At 67.7% G+C, this 20,241-nt stretch carries 29 protein-coding genes; 17 read left to right on the top strand and 12 right to left on the bottom strand.

Annotation, left to right across the window (positions count from 1 at the left end; translation table 11 throughout):
* Positions 1-232: 232 nt before the first annotated feature.
* Positions 233-502, bottom strand: coding sequence for a hypothetical protein (locus VI056_04130; protein HEY6202209.1), 270 nt, complete (start codon positions 500-502; stop codon positions 233-235).
* A 434-nt stretch (positions 503-936) separates the two neighbouring features.
* Between VI056_04130 and VI056_04125 the strand changes: the two genes are divergently transcribed.
* Both VI056_04125 and VI056_04120 read left to right on the top strand, forming a co-directional pair.
* Positions 937-2,130, top strand: a complete 1,194-nt coding sequence (locus tag VI056_04125; GenBank protein ID HEY6202208.1) for a hypothetical protein — start codon at positions 937-939, stop codon at positions 2,128-2,130.
* Between the two features lie 30 nt (positions 2,131-2,160).
* The gene (locus tag VI056_04120) at positions 2,161-2,763 is read left to right on the top strand and encodes a TlpA disulfide reductase family protein (protein HEY6202207.1); all 603 of its coding nucleotides are present in this window, start codon (positions 2,161-2,163) and stop codon (positions 2,761-2,763) included.
* A 22-nt stretch (positions 2,764-2,785) separates the two neighbouring features.
* Here VI056_04120 and VI056_04115 read toward each other — a convergent pair whose 3' ends face one another.
* Positions 2,786-3,253, bottom strand: a complete 468-nt coding sequence (locus VI056_04115) for a hypothetical protein (GenBank protein ID HEY6202206.1) — start codon at positions 3,251-3,253, stop codon at positions 2,786-2,788.
* Between the two features lie 76 nt (positions 3,254-3,329).
* On the opposite strand from VI056_04115, the gene VI056_04110 reads away from it, so the two are divergent.
* From VI056_04110 to VI056_04080, 7 genes are all read left to right on the top strand, one after another.
* Positions 3,330-3,722 (top strand): ACT domain-containing protein, encoded by a 393-nt coding sequence (locus VI056_04110; protein ID HEY6202205.1) that lies wholly within the window; start codon positions 3,330-3,332, stop codon positions 3,720-3,722.
* A gap of 122 nt (positions 3,723-3,844) precedes the next feature.
* Positions 3,845-3,976 carry a hypothetical protein gene (locus tag VI056_04105; GenBank protein ID HEY6202204.1) on the top strand — a complete coding sequence of 44 codons (132 nt, stop codon included), beginning with the start codon at positions 3,845-3,847 and terminating at the stop codon, positions 3,974-3,976.
* A gap of 26 nt (positions 3,977-4,002) precedes the next feature.
* Positions 4,003-4,368 carry a TadE family protein gene (locus tag VI056_04100; GenBank protein ID HEY6202203.1) on the top strand — a complete coding sequence of 122 codons (366 nt, stop codon included), beginning with the start codon at positions 4,003-4,005 and terminating at the stop codon, positions 4,366-4,368.
* The gene (locus VI056_04095) at positions 4,365-4,844 is read left to right on the top strand and encodes a hypothetical protein (GenBank protein ID HEY6202202.1); all 480 of its coding nucleotides are present in this window, start codon (positions 4,365-4,367) and stop codon (positions 4,842-4,844) included. Before VI056_04100 ends, VI056_04095 begins: the two co-directional genes overlap by 4 nt.
* Positions 4,841-5,749 carry a hypothetical protein gene (locus VI056_04090; GenBank protein ID HEY6202201.1) on the top strand — a complete coding sequence of 303 codons (909 nt, stop codon included), beginning with the start codon at positions 4,841-4,843 and terminating at the stop codon, positions 5,747-5,749. The genes VI056_04095 and VI056_04090 overlap by 4 nt, the downstream gene beginning before the upstream one ends.
* Positions 5,746-6,387, top strand: a complete 642-nt coding sequence (gene cpaB, locus VI056_04085) for a Flp pilus assembly protein CpaB (protein HEY6202200.1) — start codon at positions 5,746-5,748, stop codon at positions 6,385-6,387. The genes VI056_04090 and cpaB overlap by 4 nt, the downstream gene beginning before the upstream one ends.
* 2 nt (positions 6,388-6,389) lie before the next feature.
* A complete protein-coding gene (locus VI056_04080; protein ID HEY6202199.1) occupies positions 6,390-6,950 on the top strand; it encodes a hypothetical protein in 561 nt (186 codons plus the stop codon).
* Positions 6,951-7,390: 440 nt separating this feature from the next.
* Here the strand turns inward: VI056_04080 and VI056_04075 are convergent, their stop codons facing one another.
* Positions 7,391-7,660, bottom strand: coding sequence for a hypothetical protein (locus VI056_04075; GenBank protein ID HEY6202198.1), 270 nt, complete (start codon positions 7,658-7,660; stop codon positions 7,391-7,393).
* Between the two features lie 56 nt (positions 7,661-7,716).
* Between VI056_04075 and VI056_04070 the strand changes: the two genes are divergently transcribed.
* The 4 genes from VI056_04070 (at position 7,717) to VI056_04055 (ending at position 10,764) form a co-directional block, all read left to right on the top strand.
* The gene (locus VI056_04070; GenBank protein ID HEY6202197.1) at positions 7,717-8,862 is read left to right on the top strand and encodes an ATPase, T2SS/T4P/T4SS family; all 1,146 of its coding nucleotides are present in this window, start codon (positions 7,717-7,719) and stop codon (positions 8,860-8,862) included.
* A complete protein-coding gene (locus tag VI056_04065) occupies positions 8,859-9,692 on the top strand; it encodes a hypothetical protein (protein ID HEY6202196.1) in 834 nt (277 codons plus the stop codon). Before VI056_04070 ends, VI056_04065 begins: the two co-directional genes overlap by 4 nt.
* The gene (locus tag VI056_04060) at positions 9,689-10,501 is read left to right on the top strand and encodes a type II secretion system F family protein (GenBank protein ID HEY6202195.1); all 813 of its coding nucleotides are present in this window, start codon (positions 9,689-9,691) and stop codon (positions 10,499-10,501) included. Before VI056_04065 ends, VI056_04060 begins: the two co-directional genes overlap by 4 nt.
* Positions 10,502-10,566: 65 nt before the next feature.
* Entirely contained in the window at positions 10,567-10,764 is a 198-nt protein-coding gene (locus VI056_04055; GenBank protein HEY6202194.1) for a twin-arginine translocase TatA/TatE family subunit, read from the top strand.
* Here the strand turns inward: VI056_04055 and VI056_04050 are convergent.
* Positions 10,761-11,114 carry a YkgJ family cysteine cluster protein gene (locus VI056_04050; protein ID HEY6202193.1) on the bottom strand — a complete coding sequence of 118 codons (354 nt, stop codon included), beginning with the start codon at positions 11,112-11,114 and terminating at the stop codon, positions 10,761-10,763. The genes VI056_04055 and VI056_04050 overlap by 4 nt on opposite strands.
* A 9-nt stretch (positions 11,115-11,123) precedes the next feature.
* Positions 11,124-11,378 (bottom strand): hypothetical protein, encoded by a 255-nt coding sequence (locus tag VI056_04045; GenBank protein ID HEY6202192.1) that lies wholly within the window; start codon positions 11,376-11,378, stop codon positions 11,124-11,126.
* Positions 11,379-11,432: 54 nt separating this feature from the next.
* Between VI056_04045 and VI056_04040 the strand changes: the two genes are divergently transcribed.
* From VI056_04040 to VI056_04030, 3 genes are read left to right on the top strand one after another with little or no spacing between them, the layout of a single operon-like run.
* Positions 11,433-13,049, top strand: coding sequence for a DUF885 domain-containing protein (locus VI056_04040; protein ID HEY6202191.1), 1,617 nt, complete (start codon positions 11,433-11,435; stop codon positions 13,047-13,049).
* Positions 13,046-13,975 carry a TIGR03621 family F420-dependent LLM class oxidoreductase gene (locus VI056_04035; protein HEY6202190.1) on the top strand — a complete coding sequence of 310 codons (930 nt, stop codon included), beginning with the start codon at positions 13,046-13,048 and terminating at the stop codon, positions 13,973-13,975. The genes VI056_04040 and VI056_04035 overlap by 4 nt, the downstream gene beginning before the upstream one ends.
* Positions 13,972-14,523 (top strand): hypothetical protein, encoded by a 552-nt coding sequence (locus VI056_04030; GenBank protein ID HEY6202189.1) that lies wholly within the window; start codon positions 13,972-13,974, stop codon positions 14,521-14,523. Before VI056_04035 ends, VI056_04030 begins: the two co-directional genes overlap by 4 nt.
* Before the next feature lie 10 nt (positions 14,524-14,533).
* Here the strand turns inward: VI056_04030 and VI056_04025 are convergent, their stop codons facing one another.
* From VI056_04025 to VI056_03995, 7 genes are all read right to left on the bottom strand, one after another.
* Complete coding sequence (locus VI056_04025) at positions 14,534-14,947, bottom strand: hypothetical protein (GenBank protein HEY6202188.1); 414 nt, start codon at positions 14,945-14,947, stop codon at positions 14,534-14,536.
* A gap of 46 nt (positions 14,948-14,993) precedes the next feature.
* The gene (locus VI056_04020; protein HEY6202187.1) at positions 14,994-15,419 is read right to left on the bottom strand and encodes a hypothetical protein; all 426 of its coding nucleotides are present in this window, start codon (positions 15,417-15,419) and stop codon (positions 14,994-14,996) included.
* A 21-nt stretch (positions 15,420-15,440) separates the two neighbouring features.
* Positions 15,441-16,796, bottom strand: coding sequence for a Tad domain-containing protein (locus VI056_04015; protein ID HEY6202186.1), 1,356 nt, complete (start codon positions 16,794-16,796; stop codon positions 15,441-15,443).
* A gap of 20 nt (positions 16,797-16,816) precedes the next feature.
* Entirely contained in the window at positions 16,817-17,239 is a 423-nt protein-coding gene (locus VI056_04010; protein ID HEY6202185.1) for a TadE/TadG family type IV pilus assembly protein, read from the bottom strand.
* Complete coding sequence (locus tag VI056_04005; protein HEY6202184.1) at positions 17,236-17,706, bottom strand: TadE/TadG family type IV pilus assembly protein; 471 nt, start codon at positions 17,704-17,706, stop codon at positions 17,236-17,238. Before VI056_04005 ends, VI056_04010 begins: the two co-directional genes overlap by 4 nt.
* Before the next feature lie 85 nt (positions 17,707-17,791).
* On the bottom strand, positions 17,792-18,856 hold the full coding sequence (locus tag VI056_04000; protein ID HEY6202183.1) for a GntG family PLP-dependent aldolase: 1,065 nt from the start codon (positions 18,854-18,856) through the stop codon (positions 17,792-17,794).
* Positions 18,853-19,569 (bottom strand): DUF554 domain-containing protein, encoded by a 717-nt coding sequence (locus tag VI056_03995; protein ID HEY6202182.1) that lies wholly within the window; start codon positions 19,567-19,569, stop codon positions 18,853-18,855. The genes VI056_04000 and VI056_03995 overlap by 4 nt, the downstream gene beginning before the upstream one ends.
* A 22-nt stretch (positions 19,570-19,591) precedes the next feature.
* Here VI056_03995 and VI056_03990 point away from each other — a divergent pair, with 22 nt between their 5' ends.
* Positions 19,592-20,197, top strand: a complete 606-nt coding sequence (locus tag VI056_03990) for an NUDIX hydrolase N-terminal domain-containing protein (GenBank protein ID HEY6202181.1) — start codon at positions 19,592-19,594, stop codon at positions 20,195-20,197.
* The last annotated feature ends 44 nt before the right edge of the window (positions 20,198-20,241 follow it).

The following is a 20,241-nucleotide window of genomic DNA, read 5'->3' as shown; positions in this document are numbered from 1 at the left end:
CGCCACTGCGGCGCGACGTAGCGGCGGAACAGGTCGATGTACGGATTCGTGCGGCGCATCATCGGGAGTCTCTCACGCGCGATCGGCGATGAACGCCTTTTGCGACGTACGCTACGGAGCGGTCACTGGAGCAGCAGGGATCTGATCGCGCGATTTCACGCCTTGGCTACACCCCAAGCCACACAGAGCGCCACTTCGGACCGGACATGGTGATGCTGACCGGGAGCGGTCATCAGTTAATGCAGCTTCTGATACGCGTGACCCGAAGCCCGTTGATGTTGAGAGCGTCCTCGCCTGCCCCGACCACTGTGGCCGACCCTCCGAGGAACCAGCTGACCCGCCAGCTGTTGTTCGAGTCGCGCCGATAGGTCCCGCTGTCGCTCACGTTGGCCGAACCGTTGTGTCGCAGCTCGACGATCCCGTCGTCCGGATAGAACGTGTAGCACTCCATGCTCACTGACGGATTCAGGCCGACCGTGACTCGCTGACCGAGAAAGTGCATCTCGCTCTCTGGGTTGGGGGTCGCCGGCGCAACTGTCGGCGTCGGGCGCCGGGTCGGAGCCAGGGTGGGTGGGGCGGTCGGGTCAAGCGTGATGCGGGGCGTCCGGGTCGGGGTTGTGGTCTCGTAGTAGGAGTTCGGCCGAGAGCTGGTCGGTGAGGGGCTTGTCGCAGGGCGTCCGCAGCCGGCGACGATTCCCAGGGCGAGGGCCAGGCAGGGGAGCCACAACCGCCACCGGAAGGTCGGACCTGCCGGCTGCGCCTCGAGCTTCATGACCGGCAATTTAGCGACGACGGTCGCCGCGCGCATCCGTCGGATTACGTAGTGGGTGCTCAGTTCGGTACGTAGAGTGCGCGTGCCAAGTCACAAAGGCTCGCGTCACCCGCGCGAATGCGCCGTAGGCTACCGAGCGAATACGGCGCGTCAGGGAGTACGAAGTGCCTCGGCCGATCGCCGTTGCGCAGCGCACACGACGTTGGACTGTCGGGGCCGTGATGGCCGCAGTCCTCGCGAGCCTCTACGCCTTCGTGGCCGCGTTCGCCTGGGCGATGGAGGGCGACCTCGGCTGGAGCGCGTGGCCACCGGGCGAGTACGCGCTCACTGGGACCGCGGTCCTCGGCCTCTTCATCGCGCCAGTCGCGCTCGTGCTCGGCTGGCAGTTTCCCTTTCACTCCTGGCGCTGGGGCCTGTGGCTGACCTGGCCGCAGCTGCTGCTCGGCTTTTTCCTTCATCGAGGGTGCCCGATCGCGCCGCCGTGCGCGTCGGTCGATGTAGAGCCTGTGCTGATGCCCGTGCTCTTTATCCCGCTCATTTGTCTCGTGGCATGGCTTGGGGCGGCTGCGCGGCGTCGCCTCGACCAACGGGCTCCGCAACCGACCGTGTCGCGCGCCAACAGCGATGCTGGCGAGTTGGACGCGAGTGCGCAGCGCGAACGAGCTGAGGTCACCGAGAAGGATGGGAGCATCGGCTCGCAGTCGCTGGCGGCACCGACAAGCCGCGCGCACCTTCGCTCGCACGACGCGCCGTCTCGCCGGCGGCGACCCGATGTCGCTAGCGTGGATCCGAACCGGGCTCGCATCGTCGTTGCGGTCGCGAGCGCCATGCTGTTCTTTGCCCTCCAAGTCGAGCCGCGCAATGTCCCGCTCCTGCTTGCGTCGGCCGCGGCCCTGCTCTACGGGTTGTGGCTGCTGCTCGGGGGCCGCGCAACCGCCGGTCGCACGTGGGGCGTTCTCGTCGCCGCAGCGATCGGCGGAGTTCTTGGATTTGTCGCGATGATCGACCTGGTTTGGAGCGCCACGAACGACGACTGGCACGGTGCCCTGGCGGCCTATCTATTCATGGCCGGCCGCGTTTGGCCGTACGCGGTCGCGGCGGGACTTCTCTTCGGATTCGCATGGCCCGAGTGGTGGTGGCGCTGGGGTTTGATCCTGTCCTGGGGCTTCATCGCGACCGGCGTCACGGCGTTCCATTCCGCGGCGTTCACCTCGTCCTCGATGCCTGAGCTGTTCTTCTCGCGTGCGCCTCTGCTGCTGGTGCCGCTTCCACTCGGCGCGGCAGCGGCCGGCGCGTTCCTGCGCGGGGCTCTCCCAGTGGCGGCCTGGGCGCGAGCCATTCGAGATTCGGGTCTCTAGGCGCGACACGCTGCGCCCTACGCTACTAAGGTGACCGACGACGTCACTCTCGATTACCGCCCGCGCATGCCGCGGGTCGTCACGGCGATCGTGGTCGGCGCGATCGCGCTCGCCTCGCTCGTCGCGCTGGTGTGGCCGTCGCTCCCGATGAACCAGGCCGCAGCGGGGCCGACGGCGGTCGGCGTCATACGCAGGCAGATCGACGGCCCGAATATGGCCGGGCGCATCGGCGCGCAGGCGCCGGACTTCGAATGGAACGCGCCCGACGGATCGACACGCACGCTCGCGAGCCTGCGCGGCAAGGTCGTCGTGATGAACTTCTGGGCGACGTGGTGCAAGCCGTGCCGCACCGAGATGCCCGAGCTCAACAGCGTCGCGCGCGGGACCGACGCGGTGTTCCTCGCCGTCGATCTGCAGGAGGACGGGGCGCGAGCTCGCTCGTTCTTCGACCAGCTCGCGCTCGATCGCCTCGATCCGATCCTGGACCTCGACGGACAGACGACGCGCCGCTACGGCGTCGTCGGTCTGCCCGTGACGTTCTTCATCGATGGGCAGGGCGTGATCCGGCACATCGAGCGCGGCGAGGTCATGGATGCGAGCGTCATACGCGACGGGATCGCGAAGGCGCGCTAGCCGTTGCCTGGATCCCAGTCGCTCAGCTCCGGTAGACGACGCGCGCCTCGAAGCTGCGCTGGAATACGCGGAGCTCTTCCTCGAGCTCTTCGGGATCGAAGCCCTCGGCTTTCGCGTGCGCCGCGACCTCGCGCAGCGCGAGCCGGAAGCCGAGGCTGGTGAGCGGCTTTATCGCGAACCGCTGAAAGCCGGCCGCGCGGAGATCGGTGATGAATGCGCCGGCCTGGTCCAGCAGGACGATCCGCTCGGCGTCACCGGCCTCGAGCGCGTCGAGGAACTTCGGCAGTCCGCGGCTGCTGATCGAGGCCCAGCGCTTGGCCCCGACGGCGCCGAAGCCGAGGAAGTTCGTGGCGCGGTAGGCGTGCCCGAGCGTGCTGTCCTGGATCGCATCAGCGCGAGGGCGGAGGATGCGGCCCAAAGCCTGACGCCGCGCGGATGCGCGGTCGTATGCGAGATCCCTCGCCTCCCCAAGTTGTCCGCGGTCGGACACCGCGGCGCACACTATCAGCCGACAGGGTTGACTGAAAGTTCCACAATCCGTCAAATGCAAAAGGGGGAGGACGTACATGGCGACTGAATTCATCGTGAAGCTTCGGGACCGACCTGGTTCGCTCGCGGCCGCGGCGCAAGCGCTCGCGGATGGTGGCGTGAATCTGTGGGGCACATCGGCGTCGACGAGTGCGGGCAAGGGGACCGTCGGGTTCGTCGTCAAGGACAAGGACACCGCGAAGACGCGCCGGGCACTCAAGAAGGCGGGACTGCGCGCGATAGAGCGCAAGGCGGTCGAGGTCCGCATCCAGGACAAGCCCGGGGCCCTCGCACGCGTGACCTCGAAGCTCGCGAAGGCGAAGGTGAACATCGCATCCGAGTACGTGCTCGCGCCTGGACGCGGCGGCGTCACGCTCGCGTTCGGTGTGAAGGACGCACGCAAGGCGGAAAAGGCGCTCGGCCGAAGGTAGTACTGGCGTACCGATCACGCATCTCATCGCGCACAGGTTGAACTGAAGCGAACCTCCCGACGACACGCGTCGGGAGGTTTCGCATGCGGTCCTTGCGTCGCTTCGACTCTGAGAGATCGGGTTTGGCCACGATCGAATACGTCATCGGGGCCGCTGTCATCCTCGGCACCCTGGTGATCGGCGTGTCTGCGTGGAACAACGGACTCGTAACTCGGCTACAGACGCTCGTCACGCAGCTTCAGACCGTCCGTTGAGGGGGTGGTCCAGCGAAGACCATGGCATGGCGACGCTCGAGACGACGCTCATGCTTGTGATCCTCGTCCCGCTCCTTTTCGCCATTCTCGAGTTTGGCTGGCTCACGCAGCGATGGCTGGCTCAAGACGGCGTCGCGCTACAGGCCGCTCGCTACGCGGGCGAGCTCGGCGGGGATCGACCTGAGCTTCGCTCATACATCCAAGAACAGCTGCGACTCGTGGGAATCGAACCCGCCCGGGTCATGGTCGAGGTCGAACCCTCCACCGTTGGCTGGCGAGAACCCGTGCGCGTGTCGCTCCGCACCGATGAGCCCGTGGCGATCCCGTTCCTCTTCACGACGACTGTCGCCGTTCGATCGACCGCTGTCGCGCGCGGCGAGGTCAACCAATGACGCACGACGACGGTGGGACCGCCGCCCTGACCACGATCGTCATGCTGCCCGTTCTGCTGGTGGCGCTTGTCGGCGCGATCGAGTTTGGCGTGCTGCGCGCAGTCGCATACCGGGTCGGCGCTGCTGCGGACCTCGCCACGATCGTCGCGGTCGGTGATCAGGACCAGACTGTGTTGGTAAGTTCGGGCACGCTGCGACTTGCTGCTGACGCCGCCGATGTCGCGCGCGATTACTTCGCCCGCAACCTCTTGGCGACCGCGCCAGCCCTCGGTGCAAGTTCGACGGAGATCGCTGCCTCCGCGGACATCGCGAGCTTTCCGACCGCGCCGAGCTTCGACCCTCGGACGGGCGCGCGTTACGACCGCCCGACGGTCCGGCTCATCGCGGTGATCCCGGTCAAGACCCCCGGCTTCGCCGCACTTCTGCTGCCCGCCATAACCACCTTGACGATCCACTCGATGAGCTCCCCGCGATGAAGACGCGCACGACGCTCCTGCTGACGTCGGTCCTTCTCTTATCGAGCACATCCGCGAATGCACGCGAGCCATTGGACGACGAACGCCATCCGATACCAGCTCCACCGGGTCCCGATCCCGTCGCGTTTGTCGTGCCGAGCGGCCTGTACTACGTGACCGACACCTACGTCGCTGACGTGGTCGCCACGAGCGATGCGACGACCGTCTACTCGACGACGACGGTGCACGAGTCGACGGGTACCTACGCGCGGGTGATCGACACCGTTGACACCGGAGCGTCCAGCCCCTTCGACGGGATGGCCTTCAATGGGCGCGGCGCGCTTACGAATGGTCAAGCGCTTGCGGGAACGTACTACGAGAACTTTGTTCTCACCGCGGGTGGCTACGTTCCGGTGAGCGTCGTGTTCTTTCAAGACGACTCGGAGACCAAGCGGCTGCCGGGCCCGTCGTCCTCGACCGCTGCCCCGAAGGCCAGCGCCTCGCCCGCGCCTGCCGCGACGACGGCGCAGCGACGTGACGAGATCGCACCACCGCCCTCGACAGTGCGGCAACTCCCGATCGAGCCGGCCCGTCTCACGCTGCGGGCGGCGATCTCTCTTGCGCCGGACGGCCCGACCCTCGCATCAGCCGAGGTGCTTCGCGGGCGGGTCGTCCAGTTCTGGCCTCGCGTGTTCGCCAACAACGTCGCCGTGCCCATCCGTTCGTGGCGCCTTCTGTCGGCCCAACCCGACCATATCTCCGCCAGCACCGGCACCACTCAGCCGCTCGTGGCGCAGTGGATCCGCATGCCGGCCCCCAATGTCACTTGGTCGCTGCGGTTCGAGATCTTCTCGGAGTCCTGGCCGTCGGAACGGCTCGAGGCGGAGATCTCCGTAACGCTGCGGTCTCCTGCGCTCGTCGATTGATCGCCCGTCGTTCGTTCCTGATCCTCGCGCTGATCGCTGGCTGCGTCGCGGGAGGGCTGTACTACCTCGGCGCGCAGCGCGTGAACATGGTCGTCGCCGCTCAGGATGTCGCTGAGATCCGTCCATTGACCGGCCAGGATCTCGGGGTGCGATCCGTGCCCCCTGACGCGTTGCCGACCGGAGCGGTCACGAGCGTTGATGAGGTGATCGGACGCGTGCCGATCGCTCCTCTGTGGCAGGGACAGCCACTGGTCTACCAGGCGCTCGCCGACGATGCCGCTTCATTCCACACCGGCCTGACGCTTCGACCAGGCGAGCGCGCGGTCGCGATCCCGGTCGTGGCCGTGAGCGCGGTCGGTGGTGCCATCGCGCCGGGAGCGCGGGTCGACGTGCTCGCCGTACCGCTCATCGGCCGGGCGCCGGCAGGGCGCACCGTCGAATTGATGGCAGCGGACGCACTTGTGCTCGACGTCCGTTCGGAGTCCGGTGCGCCGTATTTGACGCGCCGACAGGATCCCAAGACTGCCGTTGACCGCATCGGCAGCGTGATCATCGCGATCTCGCCGTCGGAGGAGCTCCGATTCGCTGACCGGATCGCAACGAGCACGTTCGTCCTTGCTTTCAGCTCGGCGCGCTGACCGTGGCAACGACCCTTCGGCTTGAAACGGTCCGGCGTGCGGCGTTCGATCGCCGTCTCGAGAGGCTTGGAAGTTGCCGACTTACGCGGGCCGCCCGCGATACGTACCTGGAGATCGACCGCGGGATCGACGAAGTGACCTATGAGCTTGCTCTGGCCGGCGTCCGCGTTACCCGCTGCCTTGCACTCCCGGCGAAGGCAGCGGGTCTCCGACCCGCGATCGCGTTCGATCTCACACCGCTCGGCGACGGCCTTCAGGCGATCGATGTTGTCGACGTGCGAGCGGTCCCACTCAGTGAGGCGACTGCCGTGCTGCTGCGCCGCCGCGTACCGTGGATGCGCGCCCCACGTCACTCCCGCGAGGCGTGCCGTCGGTTGTTACGTGAGGACGACGCCGTCCTGGGCTGGCGACGCATCGTGTGGTGCTCGTTGGCGTCGCTCCGTGCAGCACGCGCACGGATCCGGCTGCGACCGGTCGTGTTTGATGGAGCAGCCTTGGCGGACCGCGGTCATGAGTGGACGTACGTCAATGACGGAGCGATCGAGCGCTGGGCGTTCGCGTGAGTCGGATCCGGGCGTGGCTCGACGCGAGCCCCATCGCGGACCTTGCGATCACATTCATGCGTGAAGCAACGGGTCGGACGGATCCCATCGAACCGCTACGACCAACCCGTCCGGCAGCCCTGCCTCCGCGCCGCCGGATCGCGTTTTGGTCCCTGGTCGGCGGTGTTGGTACCAGCACAACGGCGGGCCTCGTCGCACATCGTTCGGCCGCGGGCGGGCGTGCGCCGCTCCTTGTCGACTTGGATCGTTGGGCACCGTCGCTCGCCCTCCGCGCGCGAATCGAAGCCGCGACGATCGCGGACGCTCTGGTGCAGCCTGGTCGGGAGCGTGCGCTCGTTTCGCGTTGGTCGGCGATCCAGTTCCTGCCCGGCTCGCCAGCGCTACGTGGACGCTTGGATATCGATCGCACGATCGAGGTCATCGATACGCTCGGGGATGAGTCACCCGTTGTCCTCGATCTGGGCACCGGTGCCGGTGGCCTCGATCATGGTCTGCTCTCGCGCATCGACCGTTTGTGCATCGTCGCGGGCGCACGGGCTTCGCAACTCCAGGCCGTGTTTTGTGCGCTCGCTCTCGTCCGGGATGTTCCCTGTCCGGCGGGCCTGGTCGTTGTTGGTGTAGCCGACGACGACGCAAGGCTCATCGCCGAGCGTGCTGGACTCCCTTTGCTCGGCGCGATTCCGACGGATGCGTATCTCGCCGAGGACCAATTCGCGACGCGGGCGCCCACGTTGCGCGCGGTCGACGCGCTCATACGCAGGATCGGGTGATCGACCCCTCCCTGTTGGCGCGCGCGCGCGCGGAAGTTGCGTCGGGTCTCGATCCGAGCGTCATGCTGACCCTCTACGCGGATCCCGCGCGAAGGCTCACGCTGAGGGAGCGCGTTCGTGCCACCGTCGCGGCTGAACTGTCCGAGGATCAACTTGAGGCACTGTGCGCCGAGCTCTTCGGGTTCGGCCCCGTTCAGCCATTCCTCGACGACGACAACGTCACGGATGTGCTCGTGAACGGACCCAAGCAGGTCTTTGTCGAGCGCCACGGGCGCCTCGAGCACGTCGATGTTGGATTCCGCGATGCCGCCGCCGTGAGCGAGCTTGCGCATCGCATCGCCGCGGGGGTCGGCCGCGAGCTGACCATCGAGCGGCCATACGTTGATGCACGGATGCGTGATGGCAGTCGAGCCAACGCCGTCATCGCACCGGTCGGCGGTCCGACGATATCTATCCGTAAGTTCACACGCGTGTCGCTGGCGCTGCGCGGCCCCGCGCCCTCCTGGCAGGCGAGCAACGGGTTAGCACGCGAAGCCGCCGAGCTCCTGGCCCGAGTGGTCGTCGCCCGCGGAAACGTGTTGGTCGCGGGCTCGACCGGCGTCGGGAAGAGCACCTTCCTGCGATCCCTTGCGGGGGAGATACCCGCGGATGAGCGTCTCGTGGTGATCGAGGACACCAACGAGCTCGTCCTGCCGCACGAGCACGTGGTTCATCTGGAGTGTGTTCCTGGCCGGGATGGAGGCATCGGGGTTGCCGATCTGGTGGTGAACGCGCTCCGCATGCGGCCGGACCGGATCATCGTCGGTGAGGTCCGCTCGCCGCGCGAGGCTTCGGCGCTGCTCGAGGCGATCTCGACCGGACACGACGGCTCGCTGACAACGCTGCATGCGGGCTCCACTCTCGGCGCCCTCGATCGGCTCGAGCTTCTCCTATCGCGGTCAGGCGACGTTGCGCCCAGTGCGATCTCGCGATTCGTCTTGCGCGCGTTCGACGTCGTGGTGCAAGTCGGTCGCGCGAAAGACGGCGTCCGCATCGTCCGTGAGATCGCCGCGGTGGACAACGCCGGACCCATCGTGGTGTGGCGATCGGGTGAGACCTCGATCAGGCAGCTGCCGAATCGTTTGACCGAACGGCTCTCGTGAGTCTCGAGCTCGTCGGCGCGATCGCAACGGCATTGGCCGTGACGTGTCTCGTCCTGGTACCGCTCGGATCGTCACGCATGTGGGAGCCGTGGATCACGCACCCGGAGCGATCGGTACTTCGCGAAGCCGGTTGGAAGAGGTCATGGCTCGCGTGGGAGTGCCTTCGCGTCACCACGCTCATCTGCGGACTCGCGCTCGCTGGCTCCTTGGGCGCTCCAGCGATCGGGCTGTTCGGTGCCGTGGTCCCGTCGATCGTAGTCAGGACGCTTGCCGCGCGACGACGCGAAGAGCGCGCTCGCCAGACCATCGCTCTGCTACAGATGACCCTCGCTGGTCTGAGGTCGGGGGCCGGCCTGACGGAGGCGGTGCGTCTCGCAGCTGCGTCCGAACCAGACGTCGAGTTCGGGCCATTCACCGCGGCGTTGCGCGCATTCGATCTAGGTGCACCACTTGACGTCGCGTTGCGGGGGGTCCGAGCTCAAACGCGGGACCGACGTCTCATCGTTGGCCTCGACGCGCTGTCCCTATGCGTCGCCGAGCAACTACCTGCGTCGCGCTGCGTCACGCTGATCGCGAGCACGGTCGATCGGCTTCTGTTCGAGCAGCGCACTGCGGACGACGTACATGCCCGCACAGCCGGACTACGTGTGCAGATCGTTCTCCTGGCGGCGCTCGTGCCAGGTCTCGCCCTGTATCTGGCTCTGACCGTCCCGGGCATGGCCGAAACCCTGACGACGCCGCTCGGCCGATTTGTTCTCTTACCGCTCGCGGCGACCCTCGAGACGATCGGGATCCTCTTGAGCAGGCGTGTCGCAGGCGACATCACGTGAGCGTGATCGGAGCGGCCGCAGCCGCGCTGTGCGCCATCCTGATCGTCCTTGCGGCCGCGCCACGTTCCGGTGTTGCCGCTCGTCTCGACTTCCTTCGCCCGTCGAGCGTGCACGTCTTCGCAGGACTCCGCCGTCTTCAGCTCATCCCGCCCGCCACGCTCTGGGCAAGCGGCTTCGGCATCGCGATCGAGCACGTCGTGGCGGCAAAGATCGCACTAGGGCTGGTCGGAGCACTGCTCGCCGCGGTCATCGGACTGGTCGTGCCGATCGGCGCCATCGTCATCCTGGCCGGCGCCTACGCGGGTTTCATCGTGCCCTCGCTCATCGTTCAGCGACGGGCGGCGCATCGCTGGCGCGAGGCTGAGATAGCTACAGCCTCACTTGTCGAGTGGGCGCACGCGCTCGTATCGTCGGGACGGCCGGTGGACTCCGCCCTTCTCGCGCTGGCACGTCGTGGAAGCGGTGCGCCGCTCGTCGATGAGGTGATGGCGCGAGTCGTAGACCTGTACACGCTCGGAGCGCCTCTGCATGTCTCTCTGATGCGTGAAGGGACGGACGCTGCGCTCCCATCTCTCGTGCGGCTCGCGGAGCGCCTCGAGCGCGCGCGCGAGCTTGGGGCGGGTTCGATCAGCGTGCTTGAGGATCTGCGCGAGGAAATGCGGAGCGCCGCTCGCGAGCGATTGGTCCAGTCCGCCGCTCAGGTCGAGGGAAAGATGACGCTGATCCTGACGCTGTGTTACCTGCCAGCGCTCGCCCTTCTGGTGGTCATCCCGCTCTTCGTCACGCTCCTTGCTGGTCTGTTCGGCTGAGGCCCGGCGTGCGTACACTGTCTAGGAGTAATGAGCGCGCCGGGGAGCGCGCGGGGAAGTGACAAATGCCGTTCAACCTAGGGGGCCCGGAGCTCGTCTTCATTCTCGTCATCGTGCTCATCGTGTTCGGAGCGGGGAAGCTCCCCGACGTTCTCGGTCAGCTGGGCAAGGGCGTGAAGACGTTCCGCGAAGAGGCCAACAGCACCGAGAAGCCTGCGGCAGCCAGCACCGCGACCGCCGCCGACAAGCCGAAGACGAACTAAGCAATCACCTTCGCGCGCAGCGCGGTCATGCGGCGGTGACGCGCGAGATCGCAGTGCGCGCGCGCCTGCCATTCGTCGGGGTCATCATCGCGGCAGTCGTACGTCCGGCAATGCTCCGGGCGTGAGTCATACACCGTGCAGCGCAGTTGCTTCCTGTCGAACCCCTGGCACTCGAGCATCGGCTGGCGCCCGTCCTGCTGTATGTGCCAGCCGACGATCTTCACGTCCGTCCCGGCCTCGACGTAGATCGGTCGCGCGTCTTTCAGACTGAACCAGCCCGAATCGTCCTCCAGGAACTGCCTCGTGCAGCAGGGAGCCTCGCAGTTTTCGCAGTCCGGGGTCGAGCTCATGCGGACGACCTACTCGTCCGCGCCGCGTGGACGCGCAACGCGGAATGCCTGAGCCGGTGGGAGCGGGATGCTCGGCGGCGCCGGCTCGACGTAGGCGATCAACCCTGGATTCACCGCGATCTTGCGCCCGTTCCGATTGAACTCGGGCCATCCCGCGCCCGTCATCTTGCCACGGACCGTGTCGTACGGGTCATCGACGGTGACTGACGCGAGGTCGTCTCTTGCACCGCTCACCGCGAAGACGAGCTTTGTGCCATCCGCCATCCGCTTCGACTCCTCTATGTGTGCCAGACTGGCGCTCCCGTCATGGTAGGCACGTTGCTCGAGGCGACCGTCAAGACCTTTCTCGATGACCGTTTCGCCCTCGAGCCCGTCGCCGCGACGGTCATGGGCAACCACTCGCACGACCATCGCCTGGGCGATCTCACCGCCGACGGCTTCGCCGCGCGGAACGCCTTCACCGAGGACTGGCTGCGGCGCTTCGTCGGCATGGGGGAGGAGAGCCTCGATCCCTACCAGCGGGTCGACCGCGACCTGGTGCTCTCCGAGCTCCGCGGCGAGCATGCGCTCCAGCCGTTCGAGCGCTGGCGCCGGCAGCCGTCGCTGTACTCCGACCTCATCACGCGCGGCGCGTACTACACGCTGCTGCGCGCGTGGAGCACCGCCGAGGACCGGCTCGCGATGCTCGCCGAGCGCCTTGCGGAAGCGCCGGCCGCGCTCGACGCCGCGCGTGCCAACCTTGATCCGGCGAAAGTGCCGCCGGAGTGGATCGCGATCGCGGAGCGCACCGCGCCGGCCGGCGCCGCGTTCCTGCGCGACGAGCTGCCGAAGGCACTGCCTGACACGCCGCTCGGTCGCGCGGTCGCCCTCGCTCTTCGCCCTGCCGCGAAGGCCGCCGCCGACGCGCTCGACCGCTACGTCGCGTGGCTGCGCGCGGACCTGCTGCCCAAGGCGCGCGGCACGTTCGCGATAGGACGCGACGCGTTCGAGACGCTGCTGAAGGAGAAGGAGCTGCTCGACCACGACGGCTCGAGCCTGCGCGCGTTCGGCGAGGAGCTCTTCCGCGAGACCGAATCAAGGATCGCCGAGGCCGCGCGTGCGCTCGGCGACGACGACTGGCGCGACTCGGTCGCGCGTCTGCGGAAGGACCATCCCGAAGCCGATCAGCTGGTCGACACCTACCGCGTGGAGATGGAGCGCTCGCGCGAGGCGGTGCGGCTCTCGTCCATCGCGTCGATCCCGTACGGCGAGGACCTCGTCGTCGAGACGATGCCGGACTTCCAGCGCACGACGTACCCGTACGCAGCGTACGTCGCCGCGGCGCCGTTCGAGGCGAACCGCCGCGGCCGGTTCTGGGTAACGCTGCCGATGGCCGACGACGACGAGCGCACCCGCCGCGAACGCCTTGAAGGCCATCCGCGCGCGGGCATCCCGGTCATCGCCTGCCACGAGGGCTACCCCGGGCACCACGTGCAGCTGACGTACGCAGCGGACAACGCGTCGCTCGCACGCAAAGCGCTGCGGAGCAACCTCATGGTCGAGGGCTGGGGCCTCTACGTCGAGGAGCTCATGACCGAGATCGGCTTCCTCGACTCGCCCGAGACGCGCCTCCTGCGTCTCAAGGATCTCCTCTGGCGCGCCGCGCGCGTAGTGGTCGACGTCGGTCTCTCGACCGGCGACATGAGCTTCGACGAGGCCGTCGCGTACATGGTCGAGCGGCCCAAGCTCGAGCCGCCGAACGCGATCGCCGAGGTGCGCCGCTACACGCTCACGCCGACGCAGCCGTCGTCGTACGCGCTCGGGCGCGCGGCGATCCTCGATCTACGCGACAAGGCGCGCGCCAAGGGGTGGGGCATGCGCTTCTTCCACGACAAGCTCCTCGGCGCGGGGTCGCTCCCGCCGAAGCTCCTCGCGAGGGACGTCGATCTCGCGTGACCCGGCCGGTGCGCTTCGCGACACAGACCGGCGGCGCGCCGAGCGCGCAGGAATGGACCGATCGGGCGAAGCGCCTCGAGGCGCTCGGCTACGACACGCTCGCGGTGGTCGACCACATGATCGGTGGCGTATGGGCTGCGCTCCCCGCGCTCGCGGTCGTGGCGGCAGTCACGCAACGGCTGCGCGTCGGCACGCTCGTCGTCGACAACGACTTCCGCAACCCCGTGGTGTTCGCGCGCGAGTGCGCAACGCTCGACGTGCTCTCGAGCGGGCGCTTCGAGCTGGGCATCGGCGCGGGCTGGCTCGACCGCGACTACCAGAGCACCGGCATCCCGTGCGACCGCGGCCGCGTGCGCGTCGCGCGCCTCGCCGAGGCGGTGACGCTCATGAAGCGCCTCTTCACCGAGGACCAGGTCACCTTCGCCGGCGACTTCTACAAGGTCGAGAAGGCGGAGTGCCGGCCGAAGACGGCGCAGCGGCCGCATCCGCCCTTCCTCATCGCGGGCGGCGGACCCGAGATCCTCGCGCTCGCCGGTCGCGAGGCGAGCATCGTCGCCATCGTACCGGCAGGATTCACCGGCGCGGGAGCGCCTCCGCCGGAGCGGTTCACGCTCGAGACGATGCGCGAACAGATCGGCGTCGTGCGGAGGGCCGCGGGCGCCCGCTTCGGCGAGATCGAGCTCTCGATGTACCTCGACTGCGTCCTCACCGACGATCGCGAGAAGACGATCGCCGAGGTCGCCGAGAAGGGGAGGGTCGCGCCCGACGTCGTGCAGAACAACCCGTACCGCGGCATCGGGACGCTGCAGCAGATCCGCGACCACATCGTGCGCCTGCGCGATGCGATCGGGGTCACATACTTCTGCCTGCGCGGGCCGGATGTGGAGAGCCTGGGGCCGATCGTGAAGGAGCTGAGCGGGACGTGACGAGCGAGACCGGCGTCCATGTGTACCGGATGCCCGCCGAGCGCGTGCGCGCGACCACCACGGCCCTGCTGATCCTCGGCGGGCTCGTGATCGCGTTGCTCCTGGTGAGCTTCGCGCTGATCGTGCTGGTCGCCGCGGGCCAGCGGGGCAGCTCGAGCACGCCACTCCTCATCCAGCTGGGTCTGGTGGCGATCGTCGCACTCGCGCTGCTCGCTGCGGTGGTGCTCGCGCGGCGCGAGGCGCGCCGCGTGTCGATCACGACGTCCCCGGAGGGGATCGAATACGAGGGGCGCGGCATCGGCGTCCGGACGACCTGGGCCAACTGCGTCCGGATCGGGAGCGTGCCCATCGGCTTCGGTTTCGGCGATGGCATCGTGCTGCGCGAGCCCGGGATGATCCGCGCGCGGCTGCCCGGCCTCCTGCGCGCCCAGCAGCTCGACCGGGTCATCCCGCTGTCGAACGTGATGTGGTGGTGGCGCGACACCGAGCTGGCCGACGATCTCGCGCGGTGGGCGCCGCATCTGGGTGTGACGGGCAAAGGCTCGTGAGGGTCGGCGTCTAGCGCGAACGCGCCTTCTTCGTCGCGGCGGTCTTCTTCTTCGCCGGTGTCGTCTTCGCCGGCGCCTGCGCGGTCGGATCGAGCATGAACGCGGCCTCGGGCTCTCCCGCGAGGAGCGGCCGCAGCTCGCGCAGCACCTGCGGGCCGAGACGCTTCGCGCGTCGCCATAGCAGCTCGGGGCTGTCGGGTTTGGCGGCGAGCTCGTCCCACTGCACACCGGTGTTCTTCACGCGAACTGAGGCGCTGAGCTCTTTCGCCACGGCACGCATCCCCGCCAAGCCGCTCTCGAGGAGCTGGACGTCCTTGCGATCGTCGAGGACCTGCTTCCTCGGATAGCGCGAGAGGAGGTAGACGAGCTGCGCTTGTTCGAGGAGGGTGAGGAGCGCCTTCTTGTCGCGTGCGGAAAGCGTCACGGCGCCTAGGGTAAATGCCACCCCAGACGCCGGACGCCGCTAATGACTAGACGGAGATGTAGAGCCCGGCGACCTGACCGACTTCGCCGTGCTCGCCCTGCTCGCCGTTCTGACCCTGCTGGTCGCCCTCGCCCTTTTGGCCCTGGTCGCCCTTTTGGTCGCCGTCGCCCATCTGGCACTGCTCGCCCATCTGGCCCTCGGCGCCCGTGGCGCCCTGGGCACCCGTCGCGCCCTGGTCGCCGCCCTTCTCGCCCTGCTCGCCGTTCTGACCCTGCTGGTCGACCTCGCCCTTCTGGCCTTGGTCGCCTAGCTGACCATCCTGGCCGTCGGGCTCGTCTTTGTTGTCGTTCGCGGTCGCGGGGCACGCTGACGCCGCGAAGTCGGAGACGCCCCCGGTCCGCGCCATTGCCGACATCGGCAGTCCGGCGAGCGCGAGTGCGAGAGCCGAGATCGCGATCCGTTTGGTGATCACTGGGTCTTCCTCTTTCTTACGCTACTGGACGAGTGTCGGCAGTCCGGTGTTCGCGGACTCGCTGGGCCTGTAGTTCACGACCATGTTGCCGTTGGACTGCATCTGGAGCTCACTCACGACGAGCTGCGAGTACAGGGTCGCGCCGGACTGGGACGTCAGGGCGAGCGCGGCTGTCGGCGCGTACAGCGTCCCGTGGAAGAAGTACGAGCCGTTCGATTGGATGGCGATCGTGTTGGTGCAGTTGCGGTCCTGGTAGAGCGCCATGCCGGCGTACGGACCTGTCGCCATCGCCCACGTGTCGAAGCCACCACCCTGCTGTGCGCTGATGTCGCCACAGGTCGAGCCCGTGGTCGGATAGGTGCTGTTGGTGTTGAAGATCATCGCGCCGAGCGCCTGGGACGCTCCGATGGTCGCGATCGTGCCGCTGTTCGCGTTCTGCGTGAATCCGCCGCCCTTCAGGACGTACACACCCGTTGCGAGATAGACGGTGCAGTTGTTGTTATTGAGGAGGCCGCCCACGTACGTGTGTGGCTGCAGCGGCGTCGCCGGGTTGCACGCGCTCGCGGGGATGTTGTACTGGCCCGGCCCGCTCCAGAACGGAACGGCCTCGGCCGGGGGACGGGGGAACCCGGCGAACGGGTCCGGCTGGATCGACGCGCCCGTCTGCAGCGGCGTCGTGCAGGGGAGCGAGCAGGTGACCCTCCCGGGGGCGCTCACGGCGCCGACGGTACGGACGCTGTTGTCGCCCAGCTGGTTGTAGACGACTCCGGATCCCTGCATGTCCCAGGAGGGATTGCCGGTGCAGTTCGATTGGATGACGCCGCCAAGGTCAACGCCGGCCGGAACCTGGATGCTGCCGGTGCCCTGCGTCGTCAGGCACGGGCCTGTCTGCTTCAGCAGGAAGATCGCGAAGGGGCTCTTGATCGGGTCCGCGCCAGCAACGCCGTGCGCGCGCACCGGGTTCAGGATCGACTGCGCGGGCACCAGGGCCGTGCGTACCTGCCTCACGATGATGACCTCGACGTATTTGCCGAGGCCGGCGTACGGGCCGCTGCTCGGCGGGTGGTTCACCGTCACGGTCGTGTTGTTCACGCCGTCGGTGAAGCCGTTGCGCGTCGCGTCGTCGAACGCCGCCTGGCGTGCCGCGGCGCAGGGCGGGGCCTGCCAGCAGCTCACCGGCGACTGGTAGATCACGACGGCACCCGCAAAGGCTGCCGCGTCGGACGCCTCCTGCTGCGTGCGCTTCGCGGAGTACAGCTGGCCGCCGTCGACGGCGAGACCAACGATCATGAGCATCACGATCATCATCAGCGCGATCAGCACGATCGCCTGGCCGCCCTCACCCTTGGGTCCGAAGAACTCTTGTAGCGACTTCATGCTGACCTTCCTTACCGTTCTCATTGCTGGATGACCAGGCTCGAGCCGCCCTTGAGCGTGATCTGGAAAGCACCGCCCAACAGATATGTCGACGGGAGTGGAACGAACGGGGCCGACGCGTCGACGGCGACGCGATAGCCGCGGTCATTCTTGCCATCGGGCCAGGAAGTGACGACGCTCACGTTGTACACACCGACCGCGGCACCCCGGACGACGGCGGTGATGTTCGGCTCAGCTGGGTCGCTCGGGCCCAGCGCCGGCGACCCGCCGGAGCCGTGCACGATCGCGTAGCGCGTGCCTTCGCGAGCCGAGTACGCGAGCGTGTTCTCCTGCCATACGGCGCGCGCGACGTCGAAGAGACCGGTGACCAGGAGAAGGAGGAGCGGAAGCATCAGCGCGAACTCCACCAGCGACTGCCCGTCCTCGCGTTTGAAGAATCTCATATGAACGTCCTCACGATCGTCTTGCGGTCGAAGTCGAACTGGTTCGGAAGGAGCGGCCACGGGATGATCGTGCGGAACCTGTACTGCACACGGACCGTGAAGAAGCAGGGGGTCGCGAGACTCGGCGTCTGGAGACAATCCGTTGTCCCATCCGATTGCTTGCGAGTCACGGTGATCGTGCAGTTCGTAGCGCTCGGAGGGACCTGGCAGATGCTCGAGTCCATCCCTGGGGTGCGGCCCATCTCCTGCTTCGTCCAGGCGACAGCCTCGGCGCCCGAGGGCGTGAAGTCGATGGCCGACGCTTCCGCGCCAGCTCGCGCGCCGTTCTGGACCGCGATCTGGATCGCGAACGCGCGGGCGACGTCCGCGCCACCGATCAGAAGGAAGGCCAGGAGCGGCATGGCCAGGGCCATCTCCACGATCGACTGGCCGAGGTCACCACGAATGAACGGCATAAACCTCTTCATGTGCGGCCATCATGCGGCTTGGCGGGGTCATCCCAACACCAACCAGAGGTAGCCATTCCGTACTCCCTCGCATGGGGGACAGGGGTTAGTCGGCGGCGGCTACCGGGGTGCGCGACTTGGACAGGACCGCCGCGGCGATCTCCAGCGCGGCATCGACGTCTGCTCGCGTCACATCGTTGTGGGTGACTGCACGCAAACGTGGTGAATTGCCTAGATAACGGGAGAATCTCAGGCCGCGCTCGGCGCATGCCTGCTGAAACGCACCAGCGTCAATCCACGTTAGGTCGACCTCGAACGAGACGATGTTGGTCGCGACCTTCGCGGCGTCGATGCGGATGCCGGGCAATCGGGCCAAGCCCTCCGCCAGGGCTTTCGCATTGCGGTGGTCCTCGACCAGCCTATCGCGCATCCCCTCGAGTCCCACCAGCGCCGCGGCCGCGATGATACCGGATTGGCGCATCGCGCCACCCAGGAGCTTGCGCACACGGCGCGCCTTCGTCACCGTCTCCGCAGTCCCGCAGAGGATGGAGCCGACGGGCGCGGCGAGGCCCTTCGAGTAGCAAAACTGAACGGAGTCCACATCGCGCACCAGCTCCTTCGCCTCGACGCCCAGCGCGGCGGCGGCGTTGAAGATCCGCGCGCCGTCCAGGTGCACGCGGATGCCCCGCGCGTGCGCGAAGTCGCAGATCTCCTTGGTCTGCGCGGCCGTGATCACGGTGCCGCCGCAGTTGTTGTGCGAGTTCTCGAGGCAGATCAGCGCCGTCCGTGCGAACATGCCCTGCGGCCGGATCGCGGTCGCGATGTCATCGAGCAATGGCAGGCCGTCGTGGTTCGGGACGAGCCGCGGCACGATCCCGCCGAGGACGAACGCGGCGTCCATCTCGTTCTGGTAGATGTGCGCGAGGTCGCCGAGGATGACCTCGTCGCCGCGCTGGGTCTGCGAGAGAACGCCGCAGAGGTTGCCCATCATCCCGCTCGGCACGTAGACGCCGGCCTCCTTGCCGACCAGCTCCGCCGAGCGCTTCTCGAGCTTGTTCACCGTGGGGTCCTCGCCGTACTGGTCGTCGCCGACCTCGGCCTCGGCCATCGCCCGGCGCATCGCCGGCGTCGGCTTCGTGAACGTGTCGCTGCGGAACTCGAGGATCTTCATAGTCCGAGTGCCTCCTTGACGCGAACGACCGCCGCCACGAGGAGCGGCGCGACGAGGATCGCGGGCAGGTAGTCCGCAACCTTCACGTCGCGGATATTCAACAGTTTCAGCCCCACGCCGATGATGAGCAAGCCGCCGACGGCGCTCATCTCGCGAAGCTGCAGGTCGGTGAGCAGACCGACGAACACCGACGCGCCCAGCGCGAGGCCGCCCTGATAGAGAAGGATGAGCGGGATCGTGAGGAGCACGCCCCAGCCGAGCGTCGCCGCGAGGGCGATCGAGGTGAAGCCATCGAGCACGCTTTTGATCGCGAGCAGGCTCGCGTCCCCGGTGAGCCCGTTCTGGATCGAGCCGAGGAACGTGAGCGGGCCGACGCAGAAGACGATCGACGCCGTCACGAACGCCTCGGCCACCGTGCCCCCTCGGCCGCGCGCGGCGAAGCGGCGCTGCAGCGCCGCGCCGAGATCGTTCAGGCGACGGTCGACGCCCCACAGCGATCCGATGACGCCGCCGAGCAGGATGCTGCCGAGCATGTAGAGCAGGTTCGACGTGTCGATCGCGAACTTCGTGCCCATGGCCAGGGTGAACAGCCCCACGCCGCGCACCACATTCTCGCGAAGGCGTTCGGGGAGCCGGTCGCCGAGGACGGTGCCGAGCAATCCGCCGACGAGGACGGTGAATGCGTTGAGGAGCGTCCCCGAGAGCGCTGACAAGGCCGCCTAGTATGGGCGGCCCATGCGTCCTTCCGAGCAGCTGCGCTTCTGGGCCCACGAGCTCGCGGCAATGGCGCGCACCGGACTGGAGTTCGCGACGAACGACTACGACCGCGACCGCTTTGAGCGGATGCTCACGATCGGTGGCGACATGGCCTCGATGACGATCGACGCTGAGTTCACGCCGGAACGGCCCTACCTCGCGGACGTGGGCATCGCGAGCCCGAAGGTCGGCTGCTCCGTCGCTGCTTTCGACGACGCAGGCCGGGTGGTCCTCATCAAGCGCGCAGACAACGGGCGCTGGGCGCTGCCCGGCGGTTACGCCGAGGTCGGATCGCCGCCGTCGGTGAACGCGCTGCGAGAGCTCCACGAGGAGACGGGATTCCACGCCGAGCTCGAGCGGCTCATCGGCGTCTACGACAACAAGAGCCTTGGGGGGATCTCGCCGTACCAGTTCTACATCTGCTGCTTCCGCGCGCGGATCACCGGCGGCGATGCGACACCGTCCGTCGAGACACCTGAGGTCGCGCTTACCGACCCTGCGTCGTTGCCGGAGGACATGTCGCTGCTACAGCGCACGATGCTGGCCGACTCGCTGAAGCGCGACGCGCCCGCGGTGTACCAGTGACCAAGATCGTGGTCTGGTCAGGCTTCGGCGGCATGGCCAACGAG

Source organism: Candidatus Limnocylindria bacterium (genome assembly GCA_036523395.1).
Taxonomy (GTDB): domain Bacteria; phylum Chloroflexota; class Limnocylindria; order P2-11E; family P2-11E; genus CF-39.
Note: the sequence above shows the minus strand (reverse complement) of the source record. Positions and strands in the feature narration are given on the sequence as shown.

Excerpts from the sequence above, each read along its gene's own strand:
- VI056_04055 (HEY6202194.1), top strand. The coding sequence starts at position 10,567 with ATGCCGTTCAACCTAGGGGGCCCGGAGCTCGTCTTCATTCTCGTCATC.
- VI056_04090 (HEY6202201.1), top strand. The coding sequence starts at position 4,841 with ATGAAGACGCGCACGACGCTCCTGCTGACGTCGGTCCTTCTCTTATCG.
- VI056_04010 (HEY6202185.1), bottom strand. The coding sequence starts at position 17,239 with ATGAGATTCTTCAAACGCGAGGACGGGCAGTCGCTGGTGGAGTTCGCG.
- VI056_04050 (HEY6202193.1), bottom strand. The coding sequence starts at position 11,114 with ATGAGCTCGACCCCGGACTGCGAAAACTGCGAGGCTCCCTGCTGCACG.
- VI056_04005 (HEY6202184.1), bottom strand. The coding sequence starts at position 17,706 with ATGAAGAGGTTTATGCCGTTCATTCGTGGTGACCTCGGCCAGTCGATC.
- VI056_03990 (HEY6202181.1), top strand. The coding sequence starts at position 19,592 with ATGCGTCCTTCCGAGCAGCTGCGCTTCTGGGCCCACGAGCTCGCGGCA.
- VI056_04015 (HEY6202186.1), bottom strand. The coding sequence starts at position 16,796 with ATGAAGTCGCTACAAGAGTTCTTCGGACCCAAGGGTGAGGGCGGCCAG.
- VI056_04000 (HEY6202183.1), bottom strand. The coding sequence starts at position 18,856 with ATGAAGATCCTCGAGTTCCGCAGCGACACGTTCACGAAGCCGACGCCG.
- VI056_04130 (HEY6202209.1), bottom strand. The coding sequence starts at position 502 with ATGCACTTTCTCGGTCAGCGAGTCACGGTCGGCCTGAATCCGTCAGTG.
- VI056_04095 (HEY6202202.1), top strand. The coding sequence starts at position 4,365 with ATGACGCACGACGACGGTGGGACCGCCGCCCTGACCACGATCGTCATG.
- VI056_04045 (HEY6202192.1), bottom strand. The coding sequence starts at position 11,378 with ATGGCGGATGGCACAAAGCTCGTCTTCGCGGTGAGCGGTGCAAGAGAC.
- VI056_04100 (HEY6202203.1), top strand. The coding sequence starts at position 4,003 with ATGGCGACGCTCGAGACGACGCTCATGCTTGTGATCCTCGTCCCGCTC.
- VI056_04110 (HEY6202205.1), top strand. The coding sequence starts at position 3,330 with ATGGCGACTGAATTCATCGTGAAGCTTCGGGACCGACCTGGTTCGCTC.